Below are 18,456 nucleotides of genomic sequence, written 5' to 3' on the forward strand. Positions count from 1 at the left end.
CTTGCCTTACTTCAGGTCATCCCGGATGGCTGACGCCGGCTTACCCCCTTTCGCCATGCTGGCAAACACTGCGTCCCGGTAGATCCACGCATGAACGAGTGCGGCGGAAAGATGGACCAGCACCACGGCAAAAAGCAACTTTGCCAGAAGGCTATGGGCGTCGTGACACCAGGCAAAGAGTGCCGGACTGGTCGGGACAATTGCCGGCAGGTTGACGCCATCAAACATGACAATTGGCAGGCCCGCTGCCGACAGTTGCGCCCAGCCCAGCAGCGGCATTGCCAGCATTAACCCATACAGCATCCAGTGTGATGCCTTTGCGGCAAGCACCTGCCAGACGGGCAAATCGGCAGGAAGTGGGGGCGTCCGGCTCAGGAGCCGGTTGACCAGACGAACCAGTGCCAGCAGTAAAATGGCGATCCCCAGCGGCCGGTGGAGGTCGATTAGCCAAATCCGGTGATGTAACGACGTCATCATCGCGACACCGATGAAAAGCATGGCCAGGATCATCACCGCCATCAGCCAGTGCAGGCTTCGCGCCAGGGTATTGAAATGCTGCGGCGCGTGCTCTCGCCTGTCTTTATTTGAGCTCATTTTACCTCCTGCTTTTGCACGGCTTCGGTGGCTTTGCCGTAGCCGATTTCCCGCTCGCGGCGGCTGAAAGAGTGGGAGTAGGCCGCGGAGCGGGCGTTTAAGATGGGATCATCAGACACCGCAACGCCTGCAGGAACGACAGAAGGATCAAAGTTAACGTCGCGGCACGCGCCTGTGGATTGTGCTTCGACCCGCGTCACTTCCAGCGTGCCGGCTACCACCTTTTTGCGATCGTCCGGCCATGGCTGGGAAGGGTCATCCACCGGATCGCCCGGCTGTGCGAGCTGCAAAACGTAATCCCAGTAGAGTGGCTTCTGCGCCAGGCGCTGACGCAGGTTTTCGAACAGGAAGTTATCATCGGCTTTCTGTCGTTGCTCATTGCTTATCGACAGGAAAGGCTCGTGCGGAAGCATCATCCAGCGAACGGCTTGACGTTCCCCCTGCGCGTTCACAAGGTAAAAGGCGTTAATGCTGTAAAACGTCGCGCCTGCGAAGCTGCCGGGTGCGGGTTTTTGTGCCGCCCATTTAAGGTATTTCTCCGCCTCCGGGTACGCTTTTAAAAAGTCTTTGAGACGCTGCGGATCCGGTTTCCCGGTGGCCGCATCAACGGCCGTGGCTTTTCGCAAGGCCAGAAAACCTTCCGGGCTGTGCGTGGCGAAGAAAGGCTCGTTGTTCATCGCCATCCGCCATTGTTGCTTGTCATCTGTTTTTAGCAGTAGCGCCATGCTCAGGGTTTTGGTCGTACTATCCGGGGCATGCGGATCGCCGGTACCAATAGAGAATCTACCCACTACGGGCACTTCCTGCTGTGAGAAGAGGCGGGAGGTTGAAAGGGAATCCGCCGAGCCGTTTGGCGTAAAGGTGCCGGCAAAGCAGATGCCTTTTCCATGCGCGCGGCGAAAACCCGGCGGGAAGGGTTTCGGTGTTTCCCCTACCAGTGCCTGGCTGACCGTGCGTGACCCAAGCCAGCCCGCCGTCCATGCAAAAGCAGATGCCAGCGTACCGGCGACAACGGCGATCGCTGCCAGCGCGCCCCAGGTTTTTTTGGACCTCAAATCCAGTTTCGACATAGACGTTTTTCCAGAACAAAATATCTTCACCTGTCATGCGCAACGTATTGCGCGTGACAGGTGTTAATACAGTGGCGAATATGGCTCGAGTATAGGAACTAAGGGGCGTAAAGAAAGAATATCACGAAAAGTTTAAACCTTTCCGCTGTCAAAAAGACCGGGTTACTCATCGTGTCGGAAGTTGTGACCGAGTCGGTGACCCAGCGAGAAATAGTGGCGAAATAGATAATAGAGGGGGTTCCATTTCTTCACATTAAATTTTACTCCTCTCTGAGTATGAATTAATAATGCCTCAGATATGTGGACGCAGGTTATCGTGGCATCAACGGACACCAGGTTTCCCTGCGAACCGGTCAGGGGCGATATCCCGCAAACCTTAGCCTCTATTTGTACAGGACACTCTTTAATTCTCAAGGAGTTAATCGTCACCGCCTTTTCCTTATGGAAATTCCCGCAGCGAAACTTGTCCTGTTCAAAAACATATCCCATCTTTTTCTTCCATTCCGGTGGCGATGCTTTTCCCGTTTTATTTGCGATAGCTTCAATATTCTGCCAGAGCCTGCTGTCCGGTATGTTCAGAACAATATCGGGGTTACCTGTGATATTTTCATAACACTTTCCGGAGGTGCCAAGCCCGAACACGATATTCCGGTCAAGGATCCACCACGAGGAGACCGGGCTCAGGTTGGTTGAACCGTCAGGATTTTGGCTGGAGATAATGGCGACCGGTGTACCAAAATATAAAGAAGCAAAATCGACCTGCTGGGTTTTCATTTTATCATCCTCTGATTAACGAAGGACCAGTCTACGTTTTGCTAACGTGCGTTACTTCGGTGAAGCGTGAAGTAAAACGCGGCAGGCTAAAATTCCCAGGGGAACTGCAATAGCTGCCTTGTACCCAACTGAGCGAGAACGTGCATAATGTGTCCACCTTTTGCGAGAACGCGTAAGGTTCGTTGTCCCTGCCGGAACAGATTTATTGACTTAAATCATGATGTCTCTTTCATTCGCCGCCTATCGTGTGCACCCCCTCCTTAAAACGAATCAAAAATGAAAAAAAGACCGTTCCTGATGGTGCTTTGTGCTGTGTGCTGCTTTTTTGTAGCGGACATCGCCATGGCAAAAAACAGTTCAGTTTCCAGTGAACAGGTTAAAGAGAACGTTATTGCAGAGTCGATAGCATCTTATCCCGGGGTATGCGCTTGTCCTTTTAACCGGGCCAGAAACGGAAGCGCTTGCGGGAGACGCAGCGCATGGAGTAAGGCGGGAGGCTATGCTCCCATTTGTTATAAAAATGAAGTAACAGATGAGATGGTAAAGCAGTGGCGGGAAAATAATAGCTAACCCGCCTCCAGCATCCCAAAACTCACAATCCGCGCGCGTCCCAGCTCTTTTGCCCGGTATAGCGCCACATCCGCGGCGCGCAGCAGGTTGTCGGTCTGGGCATGTTGTGGGTAGCTGGCAATGCCAATCGACACGTCCACCGGCCCAATCTCGGTCAGCCCGTAGCGAATCGACAGCTCATGCACGCCAGTGTAAATCTTCTGCGCGCAGGCGTACGCTTCTGCTTCATCGGCACCGGAAAGCAGTACCAGAAACTCCTCGCCGCCGTAGCGGAATGCCAGCCCGTTGTCATGTGCGGCCCGCTGAACAATTGACGCCACGCTTTTAATCACCAGATCGCCCGCTTCATGGCCGAAACGGTCATTAATGCTCTTGAAGTGATCGATATCAATCATCATGCAGCTTAACGGCACACCAGTGCGTATCGCCTGTGCCGTTTGGGTTTGCAGGGTATCTTCCAGATGATGACGGTTACGCAGGCCGGTGAGCGGGTCAAACAACGCTTTTTCCAGCAACGCGTCGCGCAGACGCTGGTTGGCCAGCGCCAGCCCGAGCGCCTCAGCCATCAGCTCCAGATATGCGCGGGAAGGGGCATTATCCGCCGTGATATTCTGGAAGGAGAGCAGGCCAATGGCCTCACCCTGAGCGATAAGCGGCACGCAAAGCGCGCTTTCCGCCTGGGATGCCGGAAGATGATAACAGGCAATATCCGGCTCGCCGTTCACCGGCGGGTGACTCTGCCCGCGACGCACGGCCCAGCACTCGTCCGGGTGGAACGTCGTCTCTTCACCAACCGGCGAAAGCCATTGCGCGACGCAGCGCATCTGCCACGGCTCGCGGTCAAGGACGTAGAGTCGGCCCGCGATCCCCGGCGCGATATTGGGGGCAAACAGCTCCGCCACGTTAATCACATCGTTAAAGTTCTCACAGCCCTGCAGCCGCTGGGTCATGCGCGCCAGCAGCTCGCGGATGGCCCAGTCGGCATCGCGCTCTTTTTCCAGACGCTGCCGCACCAGGCCGTTTTCACGGAAGATGCTAATGGCCTGAGCCATATCGCCAATCTCATCGATCTGGTTGAAATTGGGCGTTTCAACCGCGTAATCCTGGGATGCCAGACGGTGCACCACGTCGCTCAGGCGCACCACGGGACGCAGCACGCGGCGCTTTAATATAAAGCCGAGTACAAACAGGAACAGCAGGGCGGTCAGGCCGACCGTCAGCTCAGAGGCGGTACGCAGCGCTTTCGATTTTTTTGTCGCATCTTCTACGGAGCCGATAACGCGCTTGTCGAGTATCTGGCGGAAGTGATCGAGCTGGTTCTGCGCGCGCTCAAGCTCCTGCTCATAGGGCTGGCCATAGAGCAAGGCTACGGCCTGGGCGTCTTCACCGCGTTCCAGGCTTTCGAGGGCGGTTTGCTGTTCGTCCTGCAGCTCATCGACGATCTTTATTCCTTCATGCAGCAGGGCCAGTTCTTCATCCGATGCGCCGTTATCCTGCAGCTTTTCCAGCCGAAGCTCGATGCGCTTCAGGCTGTTTTCTGCCTGGTTATATTCCTTGAGTACCTGAGGATCTTTTTTAATGACGTACAGCCGCGCTAAATCAGACTGCGCCCAGATATCGGTTTCGATATCTTCCGTCAGCTGATCAAATTTCTGCCGTTGTTCAACGGCCTGACGTTCGAGGGTATCCGCACTGGACGCCATCAGCATGATGATGCCGGAGGCGATGGTCAGGCAGACCGTGGCCCCATAGGCCCAGTTTGTTATCGTCGCGATTCGCACCAGATGATCCTTTTACGACATGAGTAGGATGGCGTTCTTCAAATTATAGAAAACGTCTGATTTAAGGCGAAAAAAAAGGCGGCACAGTGCCGCCTGGTGTGGTCTTTATCGTCACGTCCTTACAAATCTGGAGGATTTTTTCCTTCTTCGATGAAATCCGCGTCCAGCTCTTCGGCGTTGCCTTCGTGATCGCGTCCGGAGAAGAGGTTCCAGCAGGCGATAAACAGCGCGGCGATGAGCGGCCCGATCACAAAGCCGTTAATGCCGTACAGCTCCATGCCGCCGAGAGTGGAGATCAGAATCAGGTAGTCCGGCATTTTGGTGTCTTTCCCCACCAGCAGCGGGCGCAGAATATTGTCCACCAGCCCGACGACGATCACGAAGAAACCGACAATAAACAGCCCCTGCCAGATCTGGTGCGTGGCGAACAGGAAGATAGCGGCGGGCACCCAGACAATCGCCGAGCCGATGGCGGGCACCAGGGAAAGGAACGCCATCAGTGCGCCCCAGAGCACGCTGCCGTCGATACCGGCAATGGCAAAGGCAATCCCGCCGAGGATGCCCTGAACCACGGCCACCGCTGCCGTCCCTTTTACCGTGGCGCGTGACACGCCGACGAATTTGGCGAACAGGTGCTGCTTCGCGAAGTCGGACAGGGGCAGGGAGTCGAGGATCTGGCGTACCAGATACGGGCCGTCTTTCAGCAGGAAGAACAGCAGATACAGCATGATGCCGAAGCTAATCGCAAAGCCAAACGTCCCCTTGCCAATCAGAAACGCGCTGCCGGCGAGATACTGTCCGCCCTGCAGGGCGACATCGGAGAGTTTTTTCTGGATCTGCGCCGCGTTGGTCAGGTTGTGATCCGCGAGGAAGCCGCTGGCCCAGTCAGGCAGGTGGTTGAAGATGCTCGCCACCACTTCCGGGAACTGGGTGTTGTTCTCCTGCAGTTTGGTGTAAACCACATTCAGCTCAATGGCGAGCGAGGAGAGGATCACCATCAGCGGAATAAAGACGATCAGGCAGATAATGCCGATGGTCAACAGCGAGGCCAGCCCGTTGCGCTCCCCCAGCGCGGTGCGCAGCTTGTTTTTTACCGGGTTGAAGATGACGGTCAGAATGGCGGCCCACAGTATCGCGGAGAAGTAGGGCGACAGCACGTCGAAGAAGGCCCAGGTCACGAGGGCGAGAATGAAAATAAAGAAACCTTTAGTCAGTCCGTTAAAGCGCATCAGTCATTCCTGGTTACTAAGAAACTGTGACGACTATAGAACCGATTGTGAGAATTACCAACCTTGCACCGGGTGGCGGCTGCGCCTTACCCGTCCTGCGGGCAGTGTTACGGTATGACTTCGCGCTTTACTGATACCACTTTCGACTGACCGAAGATCGCCTTTTCCCGCACCATGCTGTAAGTATCTGCTTGCGGAGGTGCTTATGGCCTGGCGTCCGATTCTCTATGTCATCCTCACAACCCACCCCAGACTCAGCGCGCGGCGCGCCCGTTTGCGTCTGGTCATCTAGCTTTTTATTAACAATCGCGGTATAACACACCTTCTTTGGATGTTTAGATGTCCATACGTATAGAAGGTAATATGCAAACACAACAAGAAAATGGGCAGCTTAAGCGCACCATGAAAACACGCCACCTGATCATGCTCTCGCTGGGTGGCGTGATTGGGACAGGGTTATTCTTCAATACCGGCTACATCATTTCCACGACCGGGGCAGCGGGCACGCTGCTGGCCTATCTGATCGGCGCGCTGGTGGTCTGGCTGGTGATGCAGTGTCTGGGCGAACTCTCCGTGGCGATGCCGGAAACCGGCGCGTTCCACGTCTATGCCGCGCGCTATCTTGGCCCGGCGACGGGCTATACCGTGGCGTGGCTTTACTGGCTCACCTGGACGGTGGCGCTCGGGTCGAGCTTTACCGCCGCCGGGTTCTGCATGCAGTACTGGTTCCCACAGGTGCCCGTCTGGGCGTGGTGCGTGATCTTCTGCGTGGTGATTTTTGGCCTGAACGTCATTTCCACGCGCTTCTTTGCGGAGGGTGAGTTCTGGTTCTCCCTGGTGAAAGTCATCACCATCATCGCCTTCATTATTCTTGGCGGCGCGGCGGTCTTTGGCTTTATCCCGATGCAGGACGGTTCCCCCGCGCCGGGCTTAAGCAACATCACCGCCGAGGGCTGGTTCCCGCACGGCGCCCTGCCGATCCTGATGACCATGGTGGCGGTGAACTTTGCCTTCTCCGGTACCGAACTCATCGGTATCGCAGCAGGGGAAACGGAAAACCCGCACAAGGTGATTCCGGTCGCGATCCGTACCACCATTGCGCGCCTGATCATCTTCTTTATCGGCACCGTGTTTGTGCTGGCGGCGCTGATCCCGATGCAGCAGGCGGGCGTGGAAAAGAGCCCGTTCGTGCTGGTGTTTGAAAAGGTCGGTATTCCTTACGCGGCGGATATTTTTAACTTTGTGATCCTGACGGCAATCCTGTCGGCGGCGAACTCCGGACTGTACGCCTCCGGGCGCATGCTGTGGTCGCTCTCTAATGAGAAAACGCTCCCGCGCTGTTTTGCCCGCGTAAATAAAAACGGCGTGCCGCTGACGGCGCTGTCGGTTTCTATGCTCGGCGGCGTGCTGGCGCTGTTCTCAAGCGTCGTGGCGCCTGACACGGTGTTTGTCGCGCTCTCGGCGATTTCTGGCTTTGCGGTGGTGGCCGTCTGGATCAGCATCTGCGCGTCGCACTTCGTTTTCCGTCGTCGCCATCTGCAGTCCGGGCAGCCGCTCTCTGCGCTGCAGTACCGCGCGCCGTGGTATCCGCTGGTACCGGTGCTCGGTTTTATCCTCTGCGTGGTGGCTTGTGTCGGCCTGTGGTTTGACCCAAGCCAGCGTATTGCCCTTTATTGCGGGATTCCGTTTGTCGCCCTGTGTTATGGTGCCTACTACCTGACCCGAAATATGACATCGCAGGAGCCCGAACATGTCGCAGAATAATCCGCTTACCGCCCTCCTTGAAAAGCAGCCGTTTGTGGTGCTGGATGGCGCGATGGCGACGGAGCTGGAAGCGCGCGGCTGTAACCTGGCAGACAACCTCTGGTCTGCCAAAGTGCTGATGGAAAACCCGGAACTTATCCGCGAAGTGCATCTTGATTATTACCGCGCAGGTGCGCAGGTGGCGATCACCGCCAGCTATCAGGCCACGCCTGCGGGTTTTGCGGCGCGCGGCCTGGACGAGGCGCAGTCTCGGGCCCTGATTGGCAGAAGCGTGGAGCTGGCGCGTAAGGCGCGCGAAGCGTATCTGGCTGAAAATCCGCATGCGGGCACGTTGCTGGTGGCGGGATCCGTTGGACCGTATGGTGCCTATCTGGCGGATGGCTCAGAGTATCGCGGCGACTACGTGCGCAGTGCGGAAGCCTTCACCGACTTCCACCGTCCGCGCGTGGAAGCGCTGCTGGATGCGGGCGCTGACCTGCTGGCCTGCGAAACGCTGCCGTCTTTTGCCGAGATTAAGGCGCTGGCGGCCCTTCTGGCCGGGTATCCCCGCGCCCGGGCGTGGTTCTCCTTTACCCTGCGGGACAGTGAACACCTGAGCGACGGCACGCCGCTGCGTGACGTAGTCAGCGCGCTGGCCGACTCTCCGCATATCGTCGCTCTGGGCATTAACTGCATCGCGCTGGAAAACACCACGGCGGCGCTGAAGCATCTGCAAAGCCTGACGCCGCTGCCGCTGGTGGTCTACCCGAACTCGGGCGAGCATTATGATGCGGTGACCAAAACCTGGCACCACCACGGCGAAGCGTGCGAGACGCTGGCGGGGTATCTGCCCCAGTGGCTGGACGCCGGAGCGAAGCTGATTGGCGGCTGCTGTCGCACTACGCCGAAGGATATTGCTGAGCTTAACGCGAAGCGCTGAGTTTTTTGCCGGGTGGCGGCTGCGCCTTACCCGGCCTACGGATCGCACAGCGTAGCGCCACCCGGCATAAACAAACGCACAAAACCAACTATCCTTTCCCGCTTTTTATCTAAAAACGAATCGTTATGAGCGATTCATTTTTATTCCTTTATCAAAATTCCCGCGTTGGAAATACTGCCCTCATAACAACAAGGGGAGCAGGCACTATGGCAATTTCATCGCGAATCACACTACTCGGCGCACTGGCGCTGTGGGCATTTCAGGCGCAGGCGGTGGACGTCACCGTCGCGTATCAAACTTCTGCGGAACCGGCGAAAGTCGCGCAGGCGGATAACACCTTTGCCAAAGAGAGCGGCGCGAAAGTTGACTGGCGCAAGTTCGACAGCGGCGCGTCCGTGGTGCGTGCGTTAGCCTCCGGCGACGTGCAGATCGGCAATATCGGCTCCAGCCCGCTGGCGGTCGCGGCCAGCCAGCAGGTGCCGATTGAGGTGTTCCTGCTCGCCTCGCAGCTCGGTAACTCTGAAGCGCTGGTGGTGAAGAAAAACATCACCAAACCGGAAGACCTGATCGGCAAACGCATCGCCGTGCCGTTTATCTCCACCACCCACTACAGCCTGCTGGCAGCGCTCAAACACTGGGGCATCAAGCCGGGCCAGGTTCAAATCATCAACCTCCAGCCGCCGGCGATTATTGCGGCCTGGCAGCGCGGCGACATTGACGGGGCCTATGTGTGGGCACCGGCCGTGAACGAACTGGAAAAAGACGGCACCGTGCTGACCGACTCCGAAAAAGTGGGCCAGTGGGGCGCGCCAACGCTCGACGTGTGGGTCGTGCGTAAAGACTTCGCCGAGAAACATCCTGAGGTGGTGAAAGCCTTCGCGAAAAGCGCGATTGACGCCCAGCAGCCGTACATCAGTAACCCGGATGAATGGCTGAAGCAGCCCGCCAACCTGGAAAAACTCTCCCGCCTGAGCGGCGTACCGGAAGCGGACGTACCGGGGCTGGTGAAGGGCAATACCTATCTGACCCCCGCGCAGCAGGTGCAGCAGCTGACCGGGCCGGTAAACAAAGCGATTGTTGATACCGCCACCTTCCTGAAAGAGCAGGGCAAAGTGCCCGCGGTAGCGACGGATTACAGCCAGTACGTGACCGATCGTTTTGTGAAATAAGGAGTCCGCCATGCTGAATATTACAAATCTGTCTGCTGATTACGGTGGCAAACCCGCGCTGGAGGAGATCAACCTGACGCTGGACAGCGGTGAACTGCTGGTGGTGCTGGGTCCGTCCGGATGCGGAAAAACCACGCTGCTGAATCTGATCGCCGGGTTTGTCCCTTATCAGCATGGCTCCATTCAACTGGAAGGCAAAAAGGTGGAAGGCCCCGGCGCCGAGCGCGGCGTGGTCTTCCAGAATGAAGGCCTGCTCCCGTGGCGCAACGTGCAGGAAAACGTGGCGTTTGGGCTGCAGCTTGCGGGTATTAATCGTGAACAGCGGCTGGAAACGGCGCGGGCGATGCTGAAAAAAGTGGGGCTGGAAGGTGCGGAAAAACGCTATATCTGGCAGCTTTCCGGCGGCCAGCGACAGCGTGTCGGGATTGCCCGCGCGCTGGCAGCGAATCCGCAGCTGTTGCTGCTGGACGAGCCGTTCGGGGCGCTCGACGCCTTCACCCGCGAGCAGATGCAAACCCTGCTTCTGCGCCTCTGGCATGAGACGGGCAAGCAGGTGCTGTTGATTACCCACGATATTGAAGAGGCGGTATTTATGGCCACCGAACTGGTGCTGCTCTCGCCGGGGCCGGGCCGCGTGCTGGAGCGCTTGCCGCTGGATTTCGCCCGCCGCTACGTCGCGGGGGAACCCGTGCGCAGCATCAAATCCGATCCGCTGTTTATCGAACAGCGTGAGTACGTTTTAAGCCGCGTGTTTGAACAGCGGGAGGCCTTCTCATGAGCATCGTTTTCAGTGAAAAAACGCGCCGCACGCGTCTGGCGCTGCGCTGGCCTTTCTCACGTCAAATCACGTTGAGCGTCGGCACGCTGCTGGTGCTGCTGGCGGTGTGGTGGGCAGTTGCTGCCCTGCAGTGGGTCAGCCCGCTGTTTCTGCCGCCGCCGGGACAGGTGCTGGCCAAACTCATTACCATCGCCGGGCCGCAGGGCTTTATGGATGCCACGCTCTGGCAGCACTTAGGCGCCAGCCTGGCGCGTATTCTGGTGGCGCTGCTGGCGGCGGTGATTATCGGCATTCCCGTGGGGATTGCGATGGGGCTGAGCCCGACGGTGCGCGGCATCCTCGACCCGCTGATTGAGCTTTACCGCCCGGTCCCGCCGCTGGCCTATCTGCCGCTGATGGTGATTTGGTTCGGCATCGGTGAAACGTCAAAAATCCTGCTGATCTATCTGGCGATTTTCGCCCCGGTGGCCATGTCTGCACTGGCGGGTGTGAAGAGCGCCCAGCAGGTGCGGATCCGCGCGGCGCAGTCGCTGGGAGCCAGCCGTACGCAGGTGCTGCTGTTCGTGATTTTACCGGGCGCACTGCCGGAGATTTTAACCGGGCTGCGCATCGGCCTTGGCGTGGGCTGGTCCACGCTGGTGGCGGCGGAGCTGATTGCGGCCACGCGCGGCCTTGGGTTTATGGTGCAGTCGGCGGGAGAGTTCCTGGCGACTGACGTGGTGCTGGCAGGGATCGCGGTGATCGCCGCGATCGCCTTCGGATTAGAACTGGGGCTGCGCGCGTTACAGCGCCGTCTGACGCCCTGGCATGGAGAAATACAATGAGTGAACGTCTGACCATCACCCCGCTGGGGCCGTACATTGGTGCGCAGGTGTCGGGCCTGGATGTGACCCGTCCGCTGAGCGATAACCAGTTTGAGCAACTGTACCACGCGGTGCTGCGCCATCAGGTGGTGTTCCTGCGCGAGCAGGCGATCACCCCGCAGCAGCAGCGCGCGCTGGCCCTGCGCTTTGGCGATCTGCATATCCACCCGGTCTATCCGCATGCGGAAGGGGTGGAGGAGATTATCGTCCTCGACACCCACAATGATAACCCGCCGGATAATGATAACTGGCATACCGATGTGACCTTCATCGACACGCCGCCTGCGGGGGCGATTCTGGCGGCGAAACGGCTGCCGGAGACGGGGGGCGATACGCTGTGGGCCAGCGGGATTGCGGCGTATGAGGCGCTCTCCGCGCCGTTCCGGACGCTGCTGAGCGGGCTGCGGGCGGAGCACGACTTTAAAAAATCGTTCCCGGAGTACAAGTACCGTAAAACGGAAGAGGAACATCAGCGCTGGCAGGAAGCGGTGGCGAAACATCCTCCGCTGCTGCACCCGGTGGTGCGGACCCATCCGGTGACGGGCAAACAGGCGCTGTTTGTGAACGAAGGGTTCACCACGCGCATCGTGGACGTGACGGAAAAAGAGAGTGAGGCGCTGTTAGGTTTCCTGTTTGCGCATATCACCAAACCGGAGTTCCAGGTGCGCTGGCGCTGGCAGGAGAACGATCTGGCGATCTGGGATAACCGCGTAACGCAGCATTATGCCAATGCGGACTATCTGCCGCAGCGCCGGATTATGCAGCGGGCGACGATTTTGGGCGATAAGCCGTTTTACCGTCCTTAACCCGTCGCTCCCGTAGGCCGGGTAAGCGCAGCGCCACCCGGCGAAAACGGTGCACAATTGCCGGGTGGCGGCTACGCCTTACCCGGCCTACAAAATACCGCACATTTAAAGGTGCGCCTCAATATACCGCTGATAGCGGTTCGCCTTCAGGTAACACAAATCCACCAGCACCAGCCCGTCGACGCAGTTGTTGAATGCCGGGTCGCTGCCAAAATCAATAAACTGCACGCCGCCGGGCTCGCACAGCTCGGAATATTGCTTGTAGAGCGGCGGAATGCCGCAGCCAAGATTGCCGAGCAGGGATTTCAGCTTCGTCAGATCGTCCACGTAATCCACGCCGCCAAACTGCGCCAGCACGTCCGGCAGGGACGCGGGATACGGCTGGCGCGAGGCGGCGAGCGGGTGCGTCGCCGGAAACCACAGGCGGTAAAAGGCGACCAGCAGATCCCGCGCGGCAGGCGGTAAGCCACCGGAAATCGAGACCGGGCCAAACAGGTAGCGGTAGTGCGGATAACGCGCCAGATAAGCGCCAATGCCGGACCATAAATAGTCCAGGCCGCGGCGCCCCCAGTAGCGCGGCTGAATAAAGCTGCGCCCCAGCTCAATGCCGTGTTCCAGCACGTCCTGCATTTTGTCGTCGTAGTGAAACAGGCTATAGCTGTACAACCCCTCAACGCCGCGCTTTTCGATCTGCATGGCCGTCGGCATAAAGCGATACGCCCCGACGATCTCCAGATCGTCCTCATCCCACAGGATCAGGTGCAGATAATCATCGTCGTAGCTGTCGGTGTCCCGACGTTTGCCGCTCCCTTCCTCCACCGCGCGAAAGGCAATCTCGCGCAGGCGGCCCAGCTCGCGCAGCAGCGGGGCGTCTTCCTGACCGTTTCGCTGCCAAAGATAGATGGTTTTACCGTCGCTGGTTTTGCCCAGACATTCGGCCTGCGCCAGCGCGCGTTTCAGGGTGGCCCGGTCTTCCGGACGGGCAATGGCGCACTGGGTTTTAAAGACGCCGGGCACTCCCTTGCCAAGACGCATCACGTGCTGACGGCACTGCTCGGCCATCTCACGCGACGAAAGGGTAGCGCTGTGCCAGTGATGCCACGCAATCTGCTGGCCGATTTTGATCGGCAGCTGGCTGTGGCGGCGGCGGAACATCTGCTGCATCAGCAGCAGCATCGACAGCGTCGGGGAGACCAGCGTGCTGGCATAAAAGAGCAGGCTGTTATGCGCCTGAATATGCACCGGCAGCAGCGGGGCGCGCAGCTTGCCGGCAAGTTTGATAAAGCCGGAGTGCCATTTTTTATCGCGAATGCCTTTGCGCGTGGGGCGGGAGACTTCGCCTGCCGGGAAGAAGATCAGCACGCCCGCGTTTTGCAGATGCTGTTCCATCTGCACCAGAGACGTTTTCGCCGTCCTGCCGCCCATATTGTCCACCGGAATAAACAGCGAGCTGAGGGGCTCAAGGTGGGTCAGCATCCGGTTGGTCACGACTTTAACATCGCGCCGCACGCGGGAGACGGCATACAGCAGCGCCAGTCCGTCCAGCGTACCCGTCGGGTGGTTGGCAATGATGACCAGCGGGCCATGTTCGGGGATTTGTTCGAGATCGCGGGCGGAAACGGTGCAGAGAATATCCAGGTGTTCCAGAACCTGCTCCACCATATCCAGGCCTTTCAGGTGGCGGTGGGCTGCGGCAAATTGCTGAAATTCATCTTCGTAGAACAGTCTTTTTAACAGACTTTTTTGCCAGGGTGCGGGCCTCGCCTGAGGCCAAAGATCGTCGAGAACGCTATCGAGGCTAAACATGGTCACTCCTCCTGCCGTCTTGCGAAGACAGTAGAAGGCGCAGATGTCGGTTGTATTGCAGTTGGGTGAAGATTTGAGCAGAGCGTAGGCCGGGTAAGGCGAAGCCGCCACCCGGCGCTAAAGCGGATTAACGCAGAATTTTCTTCTCGGCCAGGTCCAGCGCGAAGTAGCTGAAGATCAGATCCGCGCCCGCGCGTTTGATCGCCCCCAGGCTTTCCAGGATCACTTTCTCTTCATCAATGGCACCCGCCAGGGCGGCGAATTTGATCATCGCGTACTCACCGCTCACCTGATAAGCGCCCAGCGGCAGCTCGGTGCGCTCGCGGATGTCGCGCAGGATATCCAGGTACGCGCCAGCCGGTTTTACCATCAGGCAGTCTGCGCCCTGGGCTTCATCGAGCAGGGATTCACGAATCGCTTCGCGGCGGTTCAGCGGGTTCATCTGATAGGTTTTACGATCGCCTTTCAGCGCCGTACCGGCTGCTTCACGGAACGGGCCGTAGAAGGAGGAGGCAAATTTGGTGGAGTAGGACATGATGGCGGTGTCGGTGAAACCGGCCGCGTCCAGGGCCTGACGAATCGCCTGAACCTGTCCGTCCATCGCGGCAGAAGGTGCGATGAAATCTGCGCCTGCCGCGGCCGCGACAACAGCCTGCTTGCCGAGGTTAAGCAGGGTAGCATCGTTATCCACGCCGTGATCGCACAGTACGCCGCAGTGGCCGTGCGAGGTGTATTCACAGAAGCAGGTGTCAGACATCACCACCATTTCCGGCACGGTTTCTTTGCAGATGCGTGACATGCGGGCGACGAGGCCATCTTCTTTCCACGCGTCGCTGCCGGTCGCGTCAGTATGGTGGGAGATGCCGAAGGTCATCACCGAGCGGATCCCCGCGTTGGCGATACGTTCGATCTCACGCGCCAGATATTTCTCCGGAATGCGCATGACGCCCGGCATGGCTTCGATGGCCTTGTAGTCATCGATCTCTTCTTCAACAAAAATCGGCAACACCAGATCGTTTAAGCTCAGGGTTGTCTCTTCAAACATAGCGCGCAGTGCAGGTGACTTGCGCAGGCGGCGTGGGCGTGCAATTAAATCGGTCATGGTATGCCTGATGTTTGTGGAACAAAGAGGGCTAGTGTACATCAAAGTGAAGACGGGTGTTTTACTAAAGTGGGCATTTTGCTTTTGTGAAATGCGGCAGGTGAGTTTGCCTGTCATAAATAATATATAATGCAGGTCAGTATAACGCTGAGAGGAGAATGAAATATTCGTGTTATTTCTATATGGAAATGAATGCATAATTAAAAATGATTTATTATTTTCCGGTGTGTTTTTCCGATTGGTTTAGCCGTGTATTAACATTCTGTTTTTATAATATTTATTTTATGACGCCTTATGGTTTGTGGTCTGAATGTGTTTTTTGTCTGAATACGGACTTAATGGAAACATTCATTGAACCTTTTCGAAATGAAACTGCATAATTCCCTCCGCAATTAAATATTGCAAATTCATTGATGGACAAACTTGCTTACGTCCCTGAGGAGGGATGACCCAATGCAAACATGGAAAAAGAAACTCGTTGTATCTCAACTTGCATTAGCCTGCACCCTGGCTATCGCTTCTCAGGCCAATGCGAAGGATATTTCCGGTACGACATATAATACCTTCGGATACGATAATACAGCGTCCACCCCCTGGTATTATGGTTATGCCGACTGGGATTACTCGGATGCCATCCATGATGGTGATATTTATCCCGCGATTAATAAAGCCACCGTGAATGGTGTTATTTCAACGTACTACCTGGATGATGGCATCAATGGCCGGGCGAATGCGTTGAGTATTTCCAATAGCACCATTAACGGCATGATTACTTCTGAGTGTATGACCACCACGTGTGCTGATGGCGTGGATGCTGATGGCACCCATCATACGCAATACGATCGTTTTAGCCTGACCGTTGATAATTCCACCCTTAACGATACGTACGAGCATTATGCGTATGATGTCGTGAATGGGGAAAATACGGAAAGACACTATCTGGATACGTACGATCTGGGTAATGCGATTACCCTGGATGTGGAATCGGATATTGTTATCCAGAATAATTCTCACGTCGCGGGGATTACCCTGACGCAGGGGTACCAGGAGCTGGATAATACGCCATACGACGGCGTTGAAGGCGTAGCCAACAGCAGCAACGTCTTTACCGACACGCTACTGGTGAAAGATTCGGTACTGACTTCCGGTGCGTACAGCGATTTAGGTACTAGCGGATTCTACGGTCAAACCGCGAAGCCGAGCGACTATGGTGAAACCAGCGCGACAGCGGCAGACGATGCGGCGCTGATTGTGGCCGCCAGCGCGTCTGATAACGCGATGCAAACCACCGCCACGTTCGATCATTCCACCGTTACTGGCGATATTCTGTTCTCCAGCACCTTCGACAACAACTTCTACCCGAACGGCGATCCGGCAACCGATACCACCGAAGACGGCATCTATAACCCAACCACCAACGGCTGGGATGGCACCGATAAGCTGGATGTGACGCTTACCAACGGCAGCAAATGGGTCGGCGCAGCACAGTCCAGCGTCGAGGCTATCGGCACGGCGCAGATGTATGGCCAGGGTTACAGCAACGTAGACTGGAACGCTCTGTCCCCTAACAGCATTTGGCCGGACTCCACCTATGACGACAACGGACATGTTGCGGGCGAAGCGGTGTATCAGAGCGGTCTGTTTAACATCGCGCTGGACAACGGCTCCGAGTGGGATACCCGTAAGGTGTCTAACATCGACACCCTGACGGTCAACAACCAGTCTCAGGTCAACGTTGAAAACTCAGGCCTGCTGGCGGATGCCATCACTCTGACCAATGCGTCCTCATTGAATATCGGCGACAGCGGCGGCGTGGCTACCGACCATCTGTATCTGGACAGCGATAGCCGTGCGGCGCTGACGGAAGAAACGGCCGAGCTCTATGCCAACACCATCACCGTGGATAACGGTGCAGAGCTGGCGCTGGGGCTGGGTCAGGTTGATACGCACAATATGGTACTGACCGATGGCGGCGTGCTGAACGTTGCCAGCCGTGATTACGTGCTGAACAGCGATCTGAACAACGCACGCTATATCACTAACGATAAGCGCAGCGCTGATTATGACTACGGCGTAGTGGCCATTAACTCTGACGGCCATCTGGCGGTGAACGGTGACGTCGCCGGTAACTATCAGGTCCGTATCGATGACGCGACCGGAGCGGGTTCCGTTGCTGATTACAAAAACAAAGAGATCGTCCGCATCTATGACAATAATGCGGATACTGCAGCCAGCTTTACTGCTGCAAACAGAGCCGATTTAGGGGCCTATACCTACCAGGCGCAGCAGCAGGGTGACACCGTTGTCCTCCAGCAGAAAGCGCTGACCGACTACGCCAATATGGCGCTGAGCATTCCTTCTGCCAATACCAATATCTGGAATCTGCAGCAGGATACCGTAGGTGCGCGTCTGACCAACAGCCGTCACGGCCTGGCGGATAATGGCGGAGCGTGGGTGAGCTACTTCGGCGGCAATTTCGACGGTGACAATGGCGTTATCAGCTACGATCAGGACGTGAGCGGTATTATGGTGGGTCTGGATACCCAGATTGACGGTAATAACGCGAAGTGGGTCGTCGGTGGGGCGGCAGGTTTCGCGAAGGGAGATATCAGCGATCGTACCGGTCAGGTCGATCAGGATAGCCAGACGGCGATGATCTACGCGTCAGCGAAGTTTACGAACGATCTCTTCCTCGACAGCTCCCTGAGCTACACCCGCTTCAACAGCGATCTTTCCGCTAACATGAGCAACGGCCAGTATGTTGACGGCAATACCACCAGTGACGCTGTTGGTTTTGGGCTGAAGCTGGGCTATGACTGGAAACCAAACCTCTCTGGCTACGTTACCCCATACGCAGCCGTATCGGGTCTGTTCCAGTCTGGTGATGACTATCGTCTGAGCAATGACATGCGCGTTGATGGACAATCTTACGATAGCCTGCGTTATGAACTTGGTGTTGATACGGGTTATACCTTCAACTACGGCGGCGATCAGGCTCTGACGCCTTACTTCAAACTGGCCTGGGTCTATGACGACGCCGATAACAATGCCGATATTAACGGTGACAGCATTGATAACGGCGTGAAAGGATCCGCTGTTCGTGTTGGGCTGGGCACCCAGTTCAGCTTCACGAAGAACTTCAGCGCTTACACGGATGCCACTTATCTGGGCGGCGGTGACGTTGACCAGAACTGGGGCGCAAACCTGGGTGTGAAATATACCTGGTAATGA

The 18,456-nt window shown here is 57.1% G+C and carries 15 protein-coding genes; 8 read left to right on the forward strand and 7 right to left on the reverse strand.

What is annotated here, in order from left to right:
• Positions 1 to 6 precede the first annotated feature (6 nt).
• The 3 genes from ABFV38_RS04490 to ABFV38_RS04500 form a co-directional block, all read right to left on the reverse strand.
• Positions 7 to 594, reverse strand: a complete 588-nt coding sequence (locus ABFV38_RS04490; RefSeq protein WP_348958620.1) for a cytochrome b — start codon at positions 592 to 594, stop codon at positions 7 to 9.
• Positions 591 to 1,664 (reverse strand): catalase family peroxidase, encoded by a 1,074-nt coding sequence (locus ABFV38_RS04495; protein ID WP_348958622.1) that lies wholly within the window; start codon positions 1,662 to 1,664, stop codon positions 591 to 593. Before ABFV38_RS04495 ends, ABFV38_RS04490 begins: the two co-directional genes overlap by 4 nt.
• 162 nt (positions 1,665 to 1,826) lie before the next feature.
• Positions 1,827 to 2,438 (reverse strand): flavin reductase family protein, encoded by a 612-nt coding sequence (locus tag ABFV38_RS04500; RefSeq protein ID WP_348958624.1) that lies wholly within the window; start codon positions 2,436 to 2,438, stop codon positions 1,827 to 1,829.
• 276 nt (positions 2,439 to 2,714) lie between these two features.
• On the opposite strand from ABFV38_RS04500, the gene ABFV38_RS04505 reads away from it, so the two are divergent.
• Positions 2,715 to 3,008, forward strand: coding sequence for a hypothetical protein (locus tag ABFV38_RS04505; RefSeq protein ID WP_071884809.1), 294 nt, complete (start codon positions 2,715 to 2,717; stop codon positions 3,006 to 3,008).
• Here ABFV38_RS04505 and ABFV38_RS04510 read toward each other — a convergent pair.
• Both ABFV38_RS04510 and ABFV38_RS04515 read right to left on the reverse strand, forming a co-directional pair.
• Entirely contained in the window at positions 3,005 to 4,789 is a 1,785-nt protein-coding gene (locus ABFV38_RS04510) for a diguanylate cyclase (protein ID WP_348958626.1), read from the reverse strand. The genes ABFV38_RS04505 and ABFV38_RS04510 overlap by 4 nt on opposite strands.
• Positions 4,790 to 4,908: 119 nt before the next feature.
• Entirely contained in the window at positions 4,909 to 6,018 is a 1,110-nt protein-coding gene (locus ABFV38_RS04515) for an AI-2E family transporter (protein ID WP_167214419.1), read from the reverse strand.
• 363 nt (positions 6,019 to 6,381) lie between these two features.
• Between ABFV38_RS04515 and mmuP the strand changes: the two genes are divergently transcribed.
• From mmuP to tauD, 6 genes are all read left to right on the forward strand, one after another.
• Positions 6,382 to 7,782: an S-methylmethionine permease gene (gene mmuP / locus ABFV38_RS04520; RefSeq protein ID WP_348958628.1), complete on the forward strand. Its 1,401-nt coding sequence runs from the start codon at positions 6,382 to 6,384 to the stop codon at positions 7,780 to 7,782.
• Positions 7,769 to 8,701 (forward strand): homocysteine S-methyltransferase, encoded by a 933-nt coding sequence (gene mmuM, locus ABFV38_RS04525; protein WP_348958630.1) that lies wholly within the window; start codon positions 7,769 to 7,771, stop codon positions 8,699 to 8,701. Before mmuP ends, mmuM begins: the two co-directional genes overlap by 14 nt.
• A 206-nt stretch (positions 8,702 to 8,907) precedes the next feature.
• Positions 8,908 to 9,870 (forward strand): taurine ABC transporter substrate-binding protein, encoded by a 963-nt coding sequence (gene tauA / locus ABFV38_RS04530; protein ID WP_001018397.1) that lies wholly within the window; start codon positions 8,908 to 8,910, stop codon positions 9,868 to 9,870.
• Positions 9,871 to 9,880: 10 nt separating this feature from the next.
• Positions 9,881 to 10,648 carry a taurine ABC transporter ATP-binding subunit gene (gene tauB / locus ABFV38_RS04535; protein ID WP_069720213.1) on the forward strand — a complete coding sequence of 256 codons (768 nt, stop codon included), beginning with the start codon at positions 9,881 to 9,883 and terminating at the stop codon, positions 10,646 to 10,648.
• A complete protein-coding gene (gene tauC / locus ABFV38_RS04540) occupies positions 10,645 to 11,472 on the forward strand; it encodes a taurine ABC transporter permease TauC (RefSeq protein WP_048225831.1) in 828 nt (275 codons plus the stop codon). The genes tauB and tauC overlap by 4 nt, the downstream gene beginning before the upstream one ends.
• Positions 11,469 to 12,317: a taurine dioxygenase gene (tauD, locus tag ABFV38_RS04545; protein WP_063620912.1), complete on the forward strand. Its 849-nt coding sequence runs from the start codon at positions 11,469 to 11,471 to the stop codon at positions 12,315 to 12,317. The genes tauC and tauD overlap by 4 nt, the downstream gene beginning before the upstream one ends.
• A gap of 105 nt (positions 12,318 to 12,422) precedes the next feature.
• Here the strand turns inward: tauD and ABFV38_RS04550 are convergent, their stop codons facing one another.
• Positions 12,423 to 14,123, reverse strand: a complete 1,701-nt coding sequence (locus ABFV38_RS04550; RefSeq protein WP_111967273.1) for a lysophospholipid acyltransferase family protein — start codon at positions 14,121 to 14,123, stop codon at positions 12,423 to 12,425.
• A 127-nt stretch (positions 14,124 to 14,250) separates the two neighbouring features.
• Positions 14,251 to 15,225: a porphobilinogen synthase gene (hemB, locus tag ABFV38_RS04555; protein WP_045909816.1), complete on the reverse strand. Its 975-nt coding sequence runs from the start codon at positions 15,223 to 15,225 to the stop codon at positions 14,251 to 14,253.
• Between the two features lie 453 nt (positions 15,226 to 15,678).
• Between hemB and ABFV38_RS04560 the strand changes: the two genes are divergently transcribed.
• Complete coding sequence (locus tag ABFV38_RS04560) at positions 15,679 to 18,453, forward strand: autotransporter outer membrane beta-barrel domain-containing protein (RefSeq protein ID WP_348958633.1); 2,775 nt, start codon at positions 15,679 to 15,681, stop codon at positions 18,451 to 18,453.
• The last annotated feature ends 3 nt before the right edge of the window (positions 18,454 to 18,456 follow it).

The sequence above is a fragment of the Enterobacter cloacae complex sp. Mu1197 genome (assembly GCF_040059225.1).
GTDB classification, from domain to species: domain Bacteria; phylum Pseudomonadota; class Gammaproteobacteria; order Enterobacterales; family Enterobacteriaceae; genus Enterobacter; species Enterobacter quasiroggenkampii.

Excerpts from the sequence above, each read along its gene's own strand:
- ABFV38_RS04505 (WP_071884809.1), top strand. The coding sequence starts at position 2,715 with ATGAAAAAAAGACCGTTCCTGATGGTGCTTTGTGCTGTGTGCTGCTTT.
- tauA (WP_001018397.1), top strand. The coding sequence starts at position 8,908 with ATGGCAATTTCATCGCGAATCACACTACTCGGCGCACTGGCGCTGTGG.
- hemB (WP_045909816.1), bottom strand. The coding sequence starts at position 15,225 with ATGACCGATTTAATTGCACGCCCACGCCGCCTGCGCAAGTCACCTGCA.
- ABFV38_RS04550 (WP_111967273.1), bottom strand. The coding sequence starts at position 14,123 with ATGTTTAGCCTCGATAGCGTTCTCGACGATCTTTGGCCTCAGGCGAGG.
- ABFV38_RS04515 (WP_167214419.1), bottom strand. The coding sequence starts at position 6,018 with ATGCGCTTTAACGGACTGACTAAAGGTTTCTTTATTTTCATTCTCGCC.
- mmuM (WP_348958630.1), top strand. The coding sequence starts at position 7,769 with ATGTCGCAGAATAATCCGCTTACCGCCCTCCTTGAAAAGCAGCCGTTT.
- mmuP (WP_348958628.1), top strand. The coding sequence starts at position 6,382 with ATGCAAACACAACAAGAAAATGGGCAGCTTAAGCGCACCATGAAAACA.
- ABFV38_RS04490 (WP_348958620.1), bottom strand. The coding sequence starts at position 594 with ATGAGCTCAAATAAAGACAGGCGAGAGCACGCGCCGCAGCATTTCAAT.
- ABFV38_RS04495 (WP_348958622.1), bottom strand. The coding sequence starts at position 1,664 with ATGTCGAAACTGGATTTGAGGTCCAAAAAAACCTGGGGCGCGCTGGCA.
- tauD (WP_063620912.1), top strand. The coding sequence starts at position 11,469 with ATGAGTGAACGTCTGACCATCACCCCGCTGGGGCCGTACATTGGTGCG.
- tauB (WP_069720213.1), top strand. The coding sequence starts at position 9,881 with ATGCTGAATATTACAAATCTGTCTGCTGATTACGGTGGCAAACCCGCG.
- tauC (WP_048225831.1), top strand. The coding sequence starts at position 10,645 with ATGAGCATCGTTTTCAGTGAAAAAACGCGCCGCACGCGTCTGGCGCTG.
- ABFV38_RS04560 (WP_348958633.1), top strand. The coding sequence starts at position 15,679 with ATGCAAACATGGAAAAAGAAACTCGTTGTATCTCAACTTGCATTAGCC.
- ABFV38_RS04500 (WP_348958624.1), bottom strand. The coding sequence starts at position 2,438 with ATGAAAACCCAGCAGGTCGATTTTGCTTCTTTATATTTTGGTACACCG.